A 16,602-nucleotide genomic window follows, 5' to 3' on the forward strand; every position below is an offset into this window, starting at 1 on the left:
TAGGGAGATTAAAACAACAATTCTAAAACGTCGACAGCCCGCTCCATTCCATAAAACGGTACAGCGCATATTTCAATTTTGATTCATCGGCATATTGACTGTACGGCACGCTGACCTGGCGGCCGTTTAAGTTGGACCATGCGCCGTTAAAGTACTGATTGGCATCTTGGAAAACTTGCGCATCCCGCGCGCCCAAGACGCGGAAATCTGTTTCCAGATTATAGTTTTTCAAATTGCGTGCAGTGAAATTGGCCGAGCCCAAAATCATGTCGGTTGTGTGCACATCCCGCTTGATGATCATTTTGCTGTGGCACTGTTCGCCTTGTGTATTGCACCAGCGCACATCTACCCCAGCATCATTGAGTTCTGAAGCCACAGGACGGTTCGGAATGCCGTTTTTTGTGCGGCCAAACGCATCTTTATTCGGATCGAGCAGCACCCGCACTTTTACTCCGCGTTTATGCGCGGCGATCAGCTCCTGGATGATTTTCCGTTCCGATAAATAGAACATGGCGATATCAATTTCAATGCCCGCTTTTTGCGACGAACTGATCATCTCCAAAACGTGGTCATAAATCGCTTTTTCGGTCAGCACCTGCACTTGCGGCAGATTTTTAGCGCCGTCAAACTCCCCCATAATCACTGCAGGCATATTGGCTTTGGACATAATGCCCACCGACTGCTCGGTTTTCAGCACATCCATCGCGGTATTGCCGGTCACGGTCAGTGCCACATTGGAATGGCGGGAACTGCCGTCATGCGGATTCATCGACGTGACCAGCGTTTTCCAGCCGTCGAGCGTATCCACCGTCAAAGTTTTACGGTGATTGGCCTTAAAATTGAATAAATTCAAATAACTGCGGACAGTAACTTTTTCTGCACCAAAGGGATTCGGCAGCCAGCCTTTTTCTGTGGTATTGCCAATGCCCTGGCAGCATAAATACCATAAACCCGACCATGCCGGATTCGACGCGCGCAGCGGGGTTAAATCGGTTTCAATCACATCAATGCCGGCTTGGCGCAGCTGATGGTACTGCTCGGCATAGACGCCGCCGTATACCGAGTTGATGGGATCGGTGATGAATTTAATTTCAATATTCGGGGTGTATTTGCGTTTCTCAATCAGCGCATCGGTCAGCTGCTGCATCAAAGCCTGATGCGGCACTTTGGAATCACCGATTTCTTTATTGAATAAGAACATATCCAGCACAATCGTGGTCTGCGCCTGTTCAATCAGCTGCAGCATTTGCTTGAAAATATGCTGATCCAGCTGCTGCTTGCCTGATGCATCAAGATAGGTCTGATCCGCGATAAACTCCACCTTGGCATGCCGTAACTTTCCAGTGTAGTCCAGCCCTTCCGGCAAGGGCTTATACATCTGATACACGGCAGAAGAAAGATAGCCAAGGGCAAACAAGCCCATCACCACACCAAAGTATTGGCGGCGTGACCAATTTAACTTGCCGTGAATTCGCTCAATAATACGCATAATAAAAAACCTAATCCAATGCGCTCAGACTAGGTTTTATCCTGTGAATTTTCAAGAGGATTTCTGTGATTCAGCCTGCTGCGCGCATAAACTCTGCCAGCGGCTTAGAAACCGAATTCCACCCCTACAGTAAAATTGCGGCCGACTTGCGGAATATTCGATAAGAATGACGCATGTGAATAGACCTGATCATCCAGCAGGTTATTGGCATTGAAATATACGCGGTAATTATTGCCTTGGGCGTATTGCCCTGCATAAGACAGGCCTAAGTTCACCATATTGTAGCCTTGCGTTTCGGCTTCATAAGCTGCAAATTGCTCCTGATTGAATACGTGATAATACTCCGCCATGCCCGACCAGCCGCCGCTGAATCCAGCATTCACCCGCATGCCTAAACGGCCGGCAGGAACACGCGGCGCATTGGCGCCCTCAATTTTACCGCGCACATAATCACCAAATAGGCTGACTTTATACACATCATTCAGCTGATAGCCGGTTTCCCCTTCCACACCGTAAAACTTCGCCTTGTCCTGTGTGTAGTCGACTAAGCGGAAGTTTTCATCTTGGTCGGTTGTAGCAGCATAAATATAGCTGTCGTACCAGTTATGATAGACATGCACATGATAATCCAGCCTGTCCGCTGCATAATGCAAGCCCAGCTCTAGATTATTGGATTTTTCCGCACCCAGATTTTCATTGCCGCGCTCATAGGTATTGGTGGCAAAATGCTTGCCGTTAGCATACAGCTCCTGCGCCAAAGGCAGGCGCTCTTGATGCGAAGCCGCCAAAGACAATTGATAATCCGGCGCAAAGACCCAGTTCAGCGCAGCGGAATAGGAAACAGCATGATCGTCAAAGTCTTTTTGAGCAGAGTCAATATCAATCTTCTGCTGATCGAAACGCGCGCCCAATTCCACATGCACATCGCCGAACTGCTTATGCTCAACACCAAACAGGCTCCACTTTTGCGTGGTGTTCGGATTCATCAATGACTCTTCGCCAGTGATGTTTAATTTTTGACGGCTGTATTGTGTGCCGACCACACCTTCCCAATCGGCAACCGGGTTATGAACCAATTCTAAACGGCCATCATAGCCTTTGCTTTTAAAGGTGGTTGCGGCTGTACCAGCTTCAATTTCGTCATGCTGATAATCGGTATAGCTGGCATGCGCGCGCAGTTTTTGAAAACCGGCAAAAGGCTCCGTCAGCTCGCTACGTAAATCATAACGCTTAGACTTTAAATCAACCCAAGGCCCAGCTTGATCTTCATCGTCATGGCCATGCCCGCCGCCTGCGCTGTGGTCGTGGCAGTCCAAAACATTGCCATGCGGGTGGCAGTTTTCATATTCGTGATTATGCCCCGGCAAGCCGTATTGATCTTCACGCTGGCTGAAAGACAGCCCGACAAAACCGCGGTCATGAATCCATGATCCGCCAATATTGACTGTCTGCCCTTCAGCAAAGGTATTGTCTATGCGTTTGGCTTTTTCACGATGCACTTCTTCTATGGCATTGCCGTTAGCATCTTCTTCATGATGCACATGTTCAGCATAGTAGCCCGCAGGCGCAATGTAATTATTGGCTTTGCGTTTTGACGCTTCAACACGGATGGCAAACTGATCGCCGAGCACAGCGGTCACGCCGGCACTGGCTAGCTTTTCATCACTGCCGGAGCTGTAGCGCAGCCCTGCTTGGCCTTCATAGCCTTTTTCCGGCATCTGGGTCGGAATTTTTTGATCCGTGACATTCACCAAGCCGCCCACAGAGCCTGCGCCATATAGCAAAGTCGATGGCCCGCGGATGATTTCCACCTGCTTGGCGAGAATCGGATCGACCGTTACTGCATGATCTGGTGACAAACTTGAGACATCTGCCGGCTCAGACGCATGCTGCAGCACTTTCACCCGCGGCCCATCCTGACCGCGGATGACGGGCCGGCTGGAACCCGCCCCGAACTGATTGGATGCCACGCCCAGCTCGCTGGCCAAAGCATCGCCAATGGTTGCAGGACGTTCAGCCAATTGCTGCTGATCGACTACATGATCCGCCGCACCAAAGTCTGCCGCCGTCTGTGCTAAAGGATGTACTTGTATTTGTATGGTTTCCAGCTGCTGAACCTGCGTTTTATGATCATCTGCAAAAGCGAAAGGCGCTGTTGCTGCAAGCAAGGATGCTGTAATTAAATTTTTTTTAAAAAGATGTTCAGAAGACATGGACAAGCTCAAGCTGGCTAATTTTTAGTTTCGTTATAATATAACATTTCATTTTATTTGCAATAAAAAACATTTTCTTGCCTGAATTTGATTTAGACTCAGATCCATTCCTTTGTATTTATTGAACAATTTATTTTAATTCAATGCCTTTTACTATTTCTCATGCCGTTCTTGCACCGCCGATTTCCAAATTGACTGGCGGCCGCCTGCCGATTGCAGCTCTAGCTATTGGAGCGATGGTTCCGGATTTATTCCGCTTATTTACCAATGCCGATTACAACGGCTCGCATCAATGGTCCGGCTTGATTATTCCCAATTTATTGCTGGGATTATTCTTCTGCTTGCTGTGGTATGTTTTTTACCGCCCAATGCTGCTGGCTTTTTTCAGCTTAAATAAACCGCTCAATCTTGACAGTGTGAACCGCTTTTGCGGCTTCATGATCGGTATGATTCTGGCCGTGATTATTGGCACAGCCACGCATCTTGTGTGGGATGGACTGACCCATGTCGATTTTCGGACCTTTGCCTTTAAAAATGTTCTATCGCAGCCCGTAACTCTGTTTCATCACACCTACCCTTTGCATCGGGTCTTGCAAATTGGCACCTCAGCACTGGCGCTGCCTGTCTTGGCATGGATGATCTGCCGCCATCACATGCATTACCGCAGCGCTGAGCCGGCCAATCAAAAGGTTAAAATTTATGTGCATGCGCTGTTCTGGCTGGCATTGCTGGCAGGCATCACCAGTTATGTTTATTTTGCGGAAAGCGTTTATTCAGAACAATTTGCACATGATTTGTATAGCTATGTCGGCAAATCGATTAATTATTTTTTCCGCGCATTTTTAGCCATGTTTACCGCAGGAAGCGTGGTGTTCCTGATCTTAAAATCAGCAACCGGTATTTTCTCAAAATCATCTCGATAACCGGCTTTGAAACAGCGAAAAGCCAATCAATTTACCGTTTTAGCTATAAGTCCTTGTGACAAAATAGCCAAAAAGAGGCATAATCTCCCATTCGAATAAAAGCGGTACGCTGTTTACGTATTCGCTGACCTTAACCCATATAGTTGGATTTCTAACGCTATGATGCGAACTCATTACTGCGGCTCACTTACTGAAGCCCAAATTGACCAAACCGTTACATTATGCGGTTGGGTTCACCGTCGCCGTGACCACGGTGGTGTAATCTTCCTTGACATGCGCGACCGTGATGGTCTTGTTCAAGTGGTGATCGACCCTGATACGCCTGAAGCTTTCGCGACTGCCGATAAAGCACGTTCAGAATTTGTATTAAAAATTACAGGCCGTGTACGTCGTCGCTATGAAGGCACAGAAAATGCCAATATGGTGAGCGGTCAAATCGAAGTTTTAGGTAAAGACATTGAAGTTCTTGCTGCGTCTGAAACTCCTCCATTCCCATTGAATGATGAGAACTCAAACATTTCTGAAGAAGTACGCCTGAAATATCGTTTCCTTGATATTCGTCGTCCAGAAATGATTGACCGTTTACGTTTCCGTTCTAAATTAACCAACCTGATTCGTAACTACTTCGAAGAAAATGGTTTCTTAGACGTTGAAACACCTGTTTTAACACGTGCAACCCCTGAAGGCGCGCGTGACTATTTAGTGCCAAGTCGTGTCTCTAACGGTAGCTTCTACGCACTTCCACAATCACCACAATTGTTCAAACAGTTGTTGATGGTGGGTGGTATTGACCGTTATTACCAAATCGCGAAATGTTTCCGTGACGAAGACTTACGTGCGGACCGTCAGCCAGAATTCACCCAAATCGACGTTGAAACATCGTTCATGAGTGACGATGACATTATGGATTTGATGGAAACGTTAACAGTCAAAATGTTCAAAGAACTGTTAAATGTTGAATTCGACAAATTCCCACGTATGACGTATGCAGATGCAATGCGTGACTATGCATCTGACAAACCAGATATGCGTATTCCTTTGAAACTGGTTGACGTTGCAGACATGATGCAAGACGTTGAGTTCAAAGTATTCGCAGGTCCTGCTAAAGATCCTAAAGGCCGTATCGTTGCGCTTCGCGTACCGGGTGCTGGCGCACTTCCTCGCAGCCAAATCGATGAATACACGAAATTTGTCGGTATCTACGGTGCGAAAGGTTTGGCTTACATCAAAGTCAACGAACTTGAAAAAGGCATCGAAGGTCTTCAATCGCCAATCGTTAAATTCATCGAGCCGATCGTGCTTGATCTGTTGAAACGTGTTGGTGCTGAAAATGGCGACATCGTATTCTTTGGTGCAGACAAAGCCAAAGTTGTAAACGATGCAATGGGTGCGTTACGTATCAAAGTCGGCCACGACATGAAGCTTGCGACATGCGAGTGGGCGCCGCTTTGGGTTGTTGACTTCCCAATGTTTGAAGAAACTGATGATGGCAAATGGACTTCTGTTCACCACCCATTCACACTGCCAAAATCAAGTGTTGAAGAAGTGAAGAACAATCCAGGCGCTGCACTTTCAGTTGCTTATGACATGGTGTTGAACGGTACTGAAGTTGGTGGTGGTTCACTGCGTATCTTCAATCTTGAAATGCAAAAAGCGATCTTTGAAGCGCTGGGTATTTCTGAAGAAGAAGCGGAAGAGAAATTCAGCTTCTTGCTCAATGCCTTGAAATTCGGTGCGCCTCCTCACGGTGGTTTGGCATTCGGTCTTGACCGTCTAGTGATGTTGATGACCGGTGCATCTTCAATCCGTGACGTGATTGCATTCCCGAAAACCAAAACTGCTGAATGTCCGTTGACTCAAGCGCCTGCACCTGTTGAACCTAACCAATTGCGTGATTTGGGTATTCGCTTACGTGAAAAACCAAAAGCAGAAGAAGCTAAATAATTTTTTAATTCCTTCTTTTTCTCCCAAAGGGAGAAATACAAAGAGGAAATAAAAAACCCTGCAATTGCAGGGTTTTTTATTGGATTATTGCTGCAAAATTTAATGACTAAAATGTAAAAAATGCTTAAATCGGATTTTGATTGATTGAGTTAATCTGTAAGATACAAACTGCGCTATGATGTAGCGCATAACAGTTATGTAAGCATAACTAAAATGATATTGCTGTATTTATTGATTTATTCTTATTTTTTGTTCTGTAGATTCTTATTCTTTTTGTGCCGTTTTTCTAAAAGTGCATAGTCTCTTGGCAAAATTTCCAACCAGTCACCTCTTAAAACAACCGAGACTCGCACACTGCAATGTATTTCATCTTCAAAACACTGGCGCTATTGCCTTTAAGAATTTTACAAGCCGTGGCTTTGTTCGCCGCATATGTGCTTTATGCATTCAATTCATCCATTAAACGCATCACCACAATCAATATTCGGTTGGCCTATCCCGAATTAACACAAGATGTGCAGCAGCAACTCATCAAAAAAAGCATGCAAAGCCAGTTCCTGACCTATGTGGAATTTATTAAATGCTGGGGTATGCCGCCCAGTTATAGCTTAAATTTATTTAAGCATATTCATGGTGAATCGGTTCTAACCGAAGCTTTAGCCAATCAAAAAGGCGTCATCGTTGTCGTGCCGCATTTTGGCAGCTGGGAGATGCTCAATGCTTGGCTGAATGTCTATACCGCACCGATGATTATGTACAAACCCAACAAAAACAAAGGCATTAACCGTTATATGCTTGAGGCGCGTCAAAAATTTCATGCGGCCTTAGTCCCGACCGATGAAACCGGCATCCGCGCTATCTTCAAGCATTTGAAACAAGGTGGATTAACGGTCATTTTACCGGATCATCTGCCCAAAGTTTCAGGCGGGATCTATTCTGAATTTTTTGGCCAAAATACCCTGACCGTGACTTTAGTATCAAAACTTGCTGCCAAAACACAGTGCAATGTGATTGGCTTAAGCTGCATTCGCAATGATGATTTATCCAGTTTTGACCTGCACTGCACCACGCTTTCTAATGATATTTTATCCAAAGATTTACAGCTTTCTGTGGATAGCCTAAACCTCGCGATGCAGGACATGATCAATCAAGCTCCGGAACAGTATATCTGGTCGTATAAGCGCTTTAGAAATTGCTATGGCGATATTAATCATTACCGTCAAAATAAACGTTAGATCCAATGATCAAATTTAAAAACATGCGAATGGGCTGACTAAAAACTATTAATCAATTGAATTTAATTGGATTATTCTTATTCAATTGAGAACAGTTTTCAACAGTGGCATAATAGCTGACACTTTCCACTTTGCTGTGAATCTCTCCTATGGCTATGCGTCCTGAAGTTCGCCGTCGTGCAATTGTCTTAATTATTTTTGCTATCGTGCAATGGATTTTCATGCGTTACATTGTGGACAATCAGCTGTTCAACTTAACCACCTATAACCGGATTTTGATTTTCTGTGTCAGCAGCTTAGGCGGCGCATTGCTGATCTTTGTTGGATTGATTTATATGGTGTTGAAGGGGAATGCGGATAAGGTAGATTAAACCATCAAACACTGCAGAATGTAGTAAAAACAGGAATAGATAAAATTCCTGTTTTTACATCATCTAATTATCTAGACTCTTCAGTAATAACATTTCTGAGATCGTGGATAAATTTTGGTACATTATGAATGTTTTTAATATACTCAATTGCTTCTATTGATGTTTTCTCTCGTTGATCATTATCCATTAATAAATGGTTAATTGCATTTACATATAAATCAACCTTATCAAAACCATCACCTAATACATCTCCCACGTGAACCCCAAATTTAGAAGTTAGATCTTCTGGATTTCTATTACTAACCAATAATGTTCCATAAGATAATGCCTCTAAAAATGAAATTGGCAAAGCTTCATGAATTGAGGTATTAACTAAAATTTTTGCCTCTTTTAAATATTTTTCCTTTTCCTCACCTTCTACATGACCTGCAAAATGTAAATTTGGAATAGCGTTATAATCAGACATAATCTGAGAGTTCCTACCCTCTTCTCGATGAGTCTTACCCAATATATAAAATTCATAATTAGGCATCTTTTTTGCAATTTCACAGAAAAGCCAACCACGTTTTACAGACTCTATTCGACCCAAGAAAATAATCATATTTTTCTTTGGAAATTTTTTTACATCAAAACTATCATCCACATTAATTGGGTTTGGCAAATATTGTATGCTTATATTTTGCTCTAAATTATATAAATCAATAGCCTTCTGATTTAAGAAATACCCTTGTGAAATAAACTTTACACGCCCATTCTTATACCAGTCATGGACTAAATCATAAATTTCCTGATTATAATAATTATATTCAGGAAATAATTTTACAGTTTCTATTTCATCCCATTCGTATTTAGGTCTAGGATCTTGTATCCATAAGATTAATTTCTTATTTTTATTTGGTTCATTTAACAGAATGTAATTATCTGTCAACTCAATGCTCAAATAAACATCATAATTTTGCTTTTTAAGCCACCTTCTTGCAAACCATTTTCTTCGAGGCAAACGAAAAGCGCGAATATTGTCAATATTATATTCTTCAACACAGAGTTTCTTCGAACCCTTCCCTAGCAAAACATCAATTTGTATATCCTTATTCGGAATGTACTTAGAGATGTATTCTCGCGCTAAAAAACCATAGCCACCAAAAGCAGTTCCAGCTCCACCAAAGAATTCGTCAATGATTAATCCAACTTTAAGCATACTAACATCAATCCCTATATTTTATTATTTAGCAATAAAGCTAAAGTAGACTTCGAATCAATACTTTCTAAATCTATACCTCGTAACATTTCATTATATAAATGAATAGCCAAAGTACGTGACGTTGTAAGCTCTTGAATAGTTAAATTTGGATCACACAATTGACTAATGCATTGATAATGAACTGGGTAAAAAATGTCTATAGGCTGGACATTGTTTTCTTGCTGATATGACCGTACATAGTATGTAATCGCTTTGGGACCGATCACCCCCCAAGGCATATCAGCTAAACTTGTACCTATACCAAAAACTTTCCTTATTTTTAATCTAAACTGACGACTTTTTGAATACCATGGCGGCACAAATTGCGGGTCATATGCTGCATTCAATAAACTTTCTAACAATGGGCTATTTTTTGGTATTCTTAATATTGCACCATTAATCCAGTTATCATCTTCGAAACCTAAAACATACCCATGTTCTGGGATAAATAATGGTTTTAAGCAATAAACATCGCAATCAACATAAATACCATCTACTTTACGCATCAGCTCATAACGAAAAATATCTGAAAATAAAGCATAACTCCCTGTTTCGTTATGCTTTATAATTTTATCGGCAGAAATAATTAAATTAGCATCTACTTGATTCACACCGTCAGGCAAGTCTTCAATATCACCATAGGTATGTAAGTGAACTTCATGACCTCTCATCACAAAGGATTGGAGACAACTTCTAGAAATTGGCCCCAATTTATTTCCAATCCATAATGCATGAATTATAGGTAAGTTAATTGACATTGCTTACAATCCTATTTTCTTTTATCTTTACAAACTAAAATATGTGTTAACAAGAAACGTATCTACTATAAATATAGTGATTACTCGTGATCAAGAACAAGCATTGCTCCTTGATCAGCCACAAAACAGTCTAAGACTATCAACCAAGCGTAGTGCAGTATAGAATACCTTAACTGTAACATTTCAAGTTAAATCAGCATGAAAAAAATTCTTATCTTATGTGTATCTTTAAAAGATAGTTTAGATCGACAAGAAAAAATTAAAGGCCAACTTCTTTCTCTGCGAGAACACGTTCAAGATATTCAAATCGAATTTTCTTTTTTTGATGCAATCTACGGAAAAAAATTACGTCCAGAATATGTATGTTTTTTAAATTTAAGTCGCCAAATTGCTGAGCGATGCACACATGAATTAGGACCAAGTGAATTTGGTTGTTTTTTGAGCCACATGATATTATGGCAACGACTGGCTCAAGGTGATTATAATAATTTTGATCGCGTGATTATTATTGAGGATGATGTTATTTTTAACTTAAATAATATCAATGAAAAATTATTATCATTAATCAATATAGACCCTTCATTTGCTTTTTTAGGGGGTCATACTGAACCATCAAGAAGACGTATTCGAGGGTATATAAGCCATGATAGCCTATCATTTAATATGACAGGCCCTAGAGACCTTTATACTTCAACTTATGCCTACTCACTAACCCCTGATATTGCGAAAAAATTTATTTACAAACAAGTTAAGTGCTTAACATTTATTGATGACTGGAAATACCTGCTTTCAGACAAAATAGTTATACCCTTTTATTTTTGTTTTGAACATGATGAAGAACAAATAAGCAACATAGCTAATGATCGTCAAAAGTATATGAAAAAAACTAATAGACTCAAAAAAAATTTAAATAAAATGAAAAATGATTTATTTTCTAGAATCATATCTTTATTTTTATTAAAGAAAATAATTCGCCTTTCTAGTTTTTTAAAATCTGAACAATAATATCTTTGGTATTAATATTATGCTTTCATCCCGTACTCTATTGAAAAAATGGTATAAATTTAAACAAAAACAGCAAGCTAAGAAGTTTGATTCACATTGGTATATGCGTTTTGGCTGGCTAGATCAACCTTTAAAAAGCCAAGAACAACTCAAAGACCTTTTTGAAATTCATTCGTCACATAATTTCACATTTGCCGACTGTTTTTATGCACAGGAAAATGACCGCCATTTCATCTTCTTTGAAGAAGTGGATGATATTCATCCTGTCGGTTTTTTATCTGTTTTAGAAGTGTTTAAAGATGGTTCTTATACTAAACCACAGACTATTTTAAAACTAGACTATCACCTATCTTATCCTTGCGTGTTTAAAATTGAAAATGACTGGTACATGATTCCAGAAACCTTAGAAAACAAAACCATTGAATTATGGAAATGTCTCGAGTTTCCTCAAAAATGGGAAAAACATTCTAATATTCTAGAAGGCATCGAAGCTGTCGATACCACCCCTTTCTATCATGAAGGCATGTGGTATTTATTTACATCAACACGAAGAAATTGCAAAAAATTTGGTGACCGCTTAGATTTATTTTTTACCGAAGATATTTTAAACCCAAACTGGCACGAGCATCCACAAAACCCAGTCTGCACAGGTCATCAACAATTCCGTATGGCAGGTAAACCTTTTATATATGATGGAAAATTAGTACGCCCAAGCCAAGACTCACTCAAACGTTATGGCGGTAATATGGAGTTAAAGGAGATAATTGAACTTAACCAAACAACTTATAAAGAGCAGCTTTTAGAAGTTGTGTTACCCGACTGGAAAACGGAGGATGATGGCTGTCATACCATCAATGCCAACGGTAATTTTGTAGTTTTAGATGCAATTCGCTTATCCCTAAAAAACTAAAGACATTCTTTATAAATTTTTACAGTTTCTTCAACCATCTTGTCGATTACCAAATATTTTTCGGCTTTTGCAAAAGACGAATTGAAATCTTGGCGTAATGAACTATAGTTTGTTAACGCCAATTCAATTAACTCATGTAGTTGTTTAGCATTATCGACAGACGATATATAAGTTGGGGGAATAAAATCCTCAACCATTCCTACATCTGTAGAAATAATTGGCTTATGCATTAATAACGCTTCTGCCACCACCAATGGCCCACCCTCTCTCCGAGAAGAAACAACCACAAAATCACATGCCGCTATATGAGAATGTACATTCTCAACAAAACCAATAAGCTTAACTTTATTCTGTAATTTATATTTTTCTATTAACCTACTTAGTTTTTCAAAATCCTCGCCATCACCTAATATTTCTAATTCTGCATCCACTCCCTGCCATGCTTCAATTAATAAATCAAAGCCTTTAACCGAATTCAAGCGACCTATCGCTAATGCTTTTATAAAACAGTTATTTCCATGATTATAGTAAGATGAACAAATCATAGATGGTTTTTGAATTCCATTATAAACAATATGAACAGTACGATATTTCTCTATTTTTTGTGCAGCTTTTTTACTTACCGCTATTACTTTATTAAAACTCAAGTAATCTTTTATATTACTCTTCATACCATGAATTGTAGCTATAGTAGGAGTTTTAAAAAAATTGGATAAAAATGAAATAATTTTACTTGCCTTACCTCCTTGCGCATGAACAATATTTGGATTAATAAACTTTATAGTATTATTCAGTTCAATCAGTAAAAAAAAATTCCATCGACTTCTTGTAAAATCTAAATAGTGATAATGAAGATTTTCTACATGCTTCATTTTTCCTTGATACTTTCGCCCTAAGATTAAATGTACTTCATTATTTTTAGCTAACTCTTTTGATAATTCAAAAGTATGATTCTCTATTCCGCCCCAGCTTCCTTCCATCGCCAAAACTTGAACTATTTTCATGATACAATTATTTTCCTGATCGCTGATTATTTTCCTGATCGCTGATTATTTTTCAAATAGTGTTCAAATAATTTAGCTTCTTTAGAAAATGCATAGAACGCATTAATTGTACTACCGACAAATCCTCTCCAACCGTTTAAAAAATTTCTTCTAATAATATAAGATTTTAAAAATGTGACAGGCATAACAAGCAATAGTTTTATAAGATTAGGTTTTTTTCCTTTATTGAACTTTTCTTGAGCTTTTAAAGTTGAGTATTGATTACTTTTTTCAACCGTAAAATGAATTGAATTTTCACCATAATGATAAATATCATAATGTGCTCTACATACTTTTCCATGAATAATTACACTTTCATGTGCCTGATTGGTTAGATCATAGAAGCCTTTTTCTTTTCTGAAAAATCGTACTTTTGCATGTTTCTTAGTAAAATTATGATTCGGAACACCTAAAAATGCATCATTAAACGGAATTACAAGTGCATCACCAGTATTTAAATCAATAAAGTTGGCAATTTCATCTTTCAACTCAACAGATAAAACCTCATCTCCATCTAAATTTAAGACCCATTCATTACAGCACTGTTCCAACGCTAAACTTTTCTGTTTCGCATACCCCATCCAATCTTGATGGACAATTTTTACATTTTCAAACTTTTGAGCAATAGCATAAGTGTTATCTGTGCTTCCTGAATCTAAAATAATAACTTCATCAAATTCTTCAACACTTTTCAACGTTTGCTGCAACCATTCGCCACAATTTAAAGTGATGATATAAACACTACACGGAATACTCATAATTTGTAACGTCCTTTTGCTAAAGCAATACGCATTTGGATTGCATTCATCATACCACTTGCACTAATACGAGGAAGTTCAAACCGATTATTTTCCGAATAACACTCTATTTTTTTACGTGTGGAAACTGCATTTTTAAAACCAATTTCTCTTACCATCTGCTGATGCTTTTTATTATATCGACCAAATGGATAAGCAAAACTTGGACAATGACCAACAAGCGCCTCAATATCTTGCTTCGACTTTAAAATTTCCTCATAAGCCTCACTATCAGAAGTTTGAAGCAAGTTAATGTGGTGCTGAGTATGCGCTCCAAACTCAATGATGCCGAAATCAGACATTTCCTTAATTTGCTCAACATTCAACTTTTCAATGCCTTCAATTTTCGTCGCTAAAAAAATTGTTGCTTTAGCATTATATTTTTTTAATAAAGGGTATGCATACTGATAATTATCCATAAAACCATCATCAAAAGTTAGAGCTACAACATTTTTTTTATCATGAAATTCATCAATTTCTGATACAAAACAAAAAACCGTTTGCTTCTTTACTAAATATTGTAGAAGCTTTTCAAATTTTTCTGGAGGCATATTCATGCCCGAGGCAGGAATATCAGGAGTGATTTGGTGCAGCATAACAAGGCGCGGGAATTTTTTAGATCTAAAAGGCAACCAAAACGTATAATTACCTAATAAATACAACACTAAGACTATGATAATTAACGAAAAAATAACATACCACACTATAAACTCACCCTATTGATGCAATCAATTCCCAGAGCTTTATTATAACACTAAATACTTCTTATCACTTTAACCCATATTCAAGGCGATGCTTAATTGTTCTTATTGAATCTTTACCGCTTATTTTAATCCGTTGCAATTGCATAAAATCAGGATCCAAGCCATCGATTCCTTCTTTTGTAGTTACGGCATTGTTATAACCAGCTTGTTTTACCATTTCCACATCACGCTGTGAATAAATCCCAAATGGATAAGCGAAACTTGTTACCAATTTAGTTGTTAAATTTTCTAATTGTTGTTTAGATTGAGTTAACTCTGCTAAGCACTCAGCATCATCTAATTTACTTAAATTGGCATGAGTCATGGTGTGTGAACCAATTTCAATAATACCGCTATTTGACAAAAACTGGACTTGTTCATCATTGAGTTTAGCTTCACGTGCCAATTCACCACTATTATGATGTGCTTTCTTATACGTTGACCAATCACGATCATGACGATCCACAACTACATAAATAGTGGCTTTGGCTTGGTATTTTTCCAAAACTGGATAAGCATTTTCTAAATTATCTAAATAACCATCATCAAAAGTAATTGCTACTGTTTTTTCAGGATGATTGCCCCAGTTTTCCTGCAATTCCTGCATCGTAATAAAATAAAAGCCCTGTTCTTTCATCCATAAAATTTGTTTTTCGAATTCTGCTGGCTTTACTCTAAGCTTATTAAATTTTGCATTTGGAATATGCTCACGCACCATATGATACATTAATATCCTTGGAGACTTCCATGACACTTTATTTCGCTTGTGCTTATTTTTATAAATCAATAAACTTAGTAAGCTTAAAACCAGCACTAAAATCCAAATCATTACTTTGTCCAAAACTCTTGATTAATAAACATAGCTTGCCCACTCATACTTTTCAGAACATGTATCACCATAGATGGTCTCCAACATAAACTTAGTTACTCTTTTACAATTATATGCACGGTGAGTCTTTTCCCAGCCTTTTTTTGCAACTGAGCGTGATAAATTTATATCCTCACTATACACTTTAAATTTTTCAAGTAGATCCTGAGCATTTTCAAAATAGACAAGTTCATCATCTGTATACAATAGGTTGAAATTTGGAATATTAGGACAAAAAGTAAGTAACCCATTCCCAGTTAACTGGGCAATACGGTCTGAAGAATATAACTCTATGTCATTTCTACGAGAATAATTTAATCCCATTCTCGATTGAGATAAAACCTTAATATATTCAGAACCATAAACAGAATTATTTTCAAAAGTTCCAAAACATTTCATCTTTATCCCAAGATTCTGTGCAGTATCAAAGATAAATTTTTCACGCAAAGAGTTCTTCTCAATTGTCCCCAAAAAAACTAGTTCATTTGCATAATTATCCTTTTCAAATTGACGTAAACTTTCTACCGCTGAATTAACCATATTTGGAATGTATGCAACTTTTTTATTATCAGTTTTATATTGCTTAAGCAACTCACCGCCTGTAGTACAAAATATTGCATCAGCATAAGGTAAAAAATCATAGATAAAACTGCTTTTAGGTTCCTCACACAACCAGTCAACATACCAAAAAGCAATTTTTGTTTGTGGATAACGTTGTTTGATTTCTTTGAGAACATTCGGACTCATCAAGTCACTATGTCCCACTAAAACCAGATCCGGCTCAAGATTATCAACCACCTTTAAAACTTCTTTATTGGCCCAGTTTGCGCCTAATTTTTTGGTTTTAAAAATGGTGCCCATGCGCGCCATATCACGGAAACTGAAGTCATAAACAAAGTGTCCATTTTCAGTTAAACCCGCGGAAATTTTACGGTCTGTACAATAAAAATGGGCGCCTTGCTTATTAAAGCCAAAATTCGCAATATGTAAGATTTTCATAAATCACTCAAAAACAATCTGCTGGGTGCTGCCCGGTGCGGCATATTCCAATATTCAGCTGAAA

15 protein-coding genes are annotated in these 16,602 nt (G+C 38.8%); 6 read left to right on the top strand and 9 right to left on the bottom strand.

What is annotated here, in order from left to right; translation table 11 throughout:
- Positions 1–22: 22 nt before the first annotated feature.
- Together ACE3T3_RS04985 and znuD are read right to left on the bottom strand one after the other, a co-directional pair.
- The gene (locus tag ACE3T3_RS04985; protein WP_374664662.1) at positions 23–1,489 is read right to left on the bottom strand and encodes a phospholipase D family protein; all 1,467 of its coding nucleotides are present in this window, start codon (positions 1,487–1,489) and stop codon (positions 23–25) included.
- Positions 1,490–1,593: 104 nt separating this feature from the next.
- The gene (znuD, locus tag ACE3T3_RS04990) at positions 1,594–3,702 is read right to left on the bottom strand and encodes a zinc piracy TonB-dependent receptor ZnuD (protein ID WP_374664664.1); all 2,109 of its coding nucleotides are present in this window, start codon (positions 3,700–3,702) and stop codon (positions 1,594–1,596) included.
- Between the two features lie 143 nt (positions 3,703–3,845).
- On the opposite strand from znuD, the gene ACE3T3_RS04995 reads away from it, so the two are divergent.
- The 4 genes from ACE3T3_RS04995 to ACE3T3_RS05010 all read left to right on the top strand — a co-directional run bounded on the left by ACE3T3_RS04995 (position 3,846) and on the right by ACE3T3_RS05010 (position 8,175).
- Positions 3,846–4,625 carry a DUF4184 family protein gene (locus tag ACE3T3_RS04995; RefSeq protein WP_374664666.1) on the top strand — a complete coding sequence of 260 codons (780 nt, stop codon included), beginning with the start codon at positions 3,846–3,848 and terminating at the stop codon, positions 4,623–4,625.
- 159 nt (positions 4,626–4,784) lie between these two features.
- Positions 4,785–6,569, top strand: coding sequence for an aspartate--tRNA ligase (gene aspS / locus ACE3T3_RS05000; protein ID WP_374664668.1), 1,785 nt, complete (start codon positions 4,785–4,787; stop codon positions 6,567–6,569).
- A 359-nt stretch (positions 6,570–6,928) separates the two neighbouring features.
- Positions 6,929–7,804, top strand: coding sequence for a lysophospholipid acyltransferase family protein (locus ACE3T3_RS05005; protein WP_374664669.1), 876 nt, complete (start codon positions 6,929–6,931; stop codon positions 7,802–7,804).
- Between the two features lie 149 nt (positions 7,805–7,953).
- Entirely contained in the window at positions 7,954–8,175 is a 222-nt protein-coding gene (locus ACE3T3_RS05010; RefSeq protein WP_374664671.1) for a hypothetical protein, read from the top strand.
- 67 nt (positions 8,176–8,242) lie between these two features.
- Here ACE3T3_RS05010 and ACE3T3_RS05015 read toward each other — a convergent pair whose 3' ends face one another.
- Both ACE3T3_RS05015 and ACE3T3_RS05020 read right to left on the bottom strand, forming a co-directional pair.
- Complete coding sequence (locus ACE3T3_RS05015) at positions 8,243–9,373, bottom strand: glycosyltransferase family 4 protein (protein WP_374664673.1); 1,131 nt, start codon at positions 9,371–9,373, stop codon at positions 8,243–8,245.
- Positions 9,374–9,387: 14 nt separating this feature from the next.
- Positions 9,388–10,173, bottom strand: coding sequence for a glycosyltransferase (locus tag ACE3T3_RS05020; RefSeq protein WP_374664675.1), 786 nt, complete (start codon positions 10,171–10,173; stop codon positions 9,388–9,390).
- Positions 10,174–10,371: 198 nt separating this feature from the next.
- On the opposite strand from ACE3T3_RS05020, the gene ACE3T3_RS05025 reads away from it, so the two are divergent.
- Together ACE3T3_RS05025 and ACE3T3_RS05030 are read left to right on the top strand one after the other, a co-directional pair.
- The gene (locus tag ACE3T3_RS05025; RefSeq protein ID WP_374664677.1) at positions 10,372–11,178 is read left to right on the top strand and encodes a glycosyltransferase family 25 protein; all 807 of its coding nucleotides are present in this window, start codon (positions 10,372–10,374) and stop codon (positions 11,176–11,178) included.
- Positions 11,179–11,197: 19 nt separating this feature from the next.
- Positions 11,198–12,088, top strand: coding sequence for a hypothetical protein (locus ACE3T3_RS05030; protein WP_374664679.1), 891 nt, complete (start codon positions 11,198–11,200; stop codon positions 12,086–12,088).
- Here ACE3T3_RS05030 and ACE3T3_RS05035 read toward each other — a convergent pair.
- From ACE3T3_RS05035 to ACE3T3_RS05055, 5 genes are all read right to left on the bottom strand, one after another.
- Positions 12,085–13,092 carry a glycosyltransferase gene (locus ACE3T3_RS05035; protein WP_374664681.1) on the bottom strand — a complete coding sequence of 336 codons (1,008 nt, stop codon included), beginning with the start codon at positions 13,090–13,092 and terminating at the stop codon, positions 12,085–12,087. The two genes, ACE3T3_RS05030 and ACE3T3_RS05035, sit on opposite strands and share 4 nt — an antisense overlap.
- Positions 13,093–13,118: 26 nt before the next feature.
- Positions 13,119–13,892, bottom strand: coding sequence for a glycosyltransferase family 2 protein (locus ACE3T3_RS05040; protein ID WP_374664836.1), 774 nt, complete (start codon positions 13,890–13,892; stop codon positions 13,119–13,121).
- Positions 13,886–14,635: a polysaccharide deacetylase family protein gene (locus ACE3T3_RS05045; protein ID WP_374664838.1), complete on the bottom strand. Its 750-nt coding sequence runs from the start codon at positions 14,633–14,635 to the stop codon at positions 13,886–13,888. The genes ACE3T3_RS05040 and ACE3T3_RS05045 overlap by 7 nt, the downstream gene beginning before the upstream one ends.
- A 61-nt stretch (positions 14,636–14,696) precedes the next feature.
- The gene (locus ACE3T3_RS05050; RefSeq protein WP_374664683.1) at positions 14,697–15,500 is read right to left on the bottom strand and encodes a polysaccharide deacetylase family protein; all 804 of its coding nucleotides are present in this window, start codon (positions 15,498–15,500) and stop codon (positions 14,697–14,699) included.
- Between the two features lie 21 nt (positions 15,501–15,521).
- Complete coding sequence (locus tag ACE3T3_RS05055; protein WP_374664685.1) at positions 15,522–16,538, bottom strand: glycosyltransferase; 1,017 nt, start codon at positions 16,536–16,538, stop codon at positions 15,522–15,524.
- Between the last annotated feature and the right edge of the window lie 64 nt (positions 16,539–16,602).

This window comes from Acinetobacter sp. (genome assembly GCF_041919735.1).
GTDB lineage: Bacteria > Pseudomonadota > Gammaproteobacteria > Pseudomonadales > Moraxellaceae > Acinetobacter.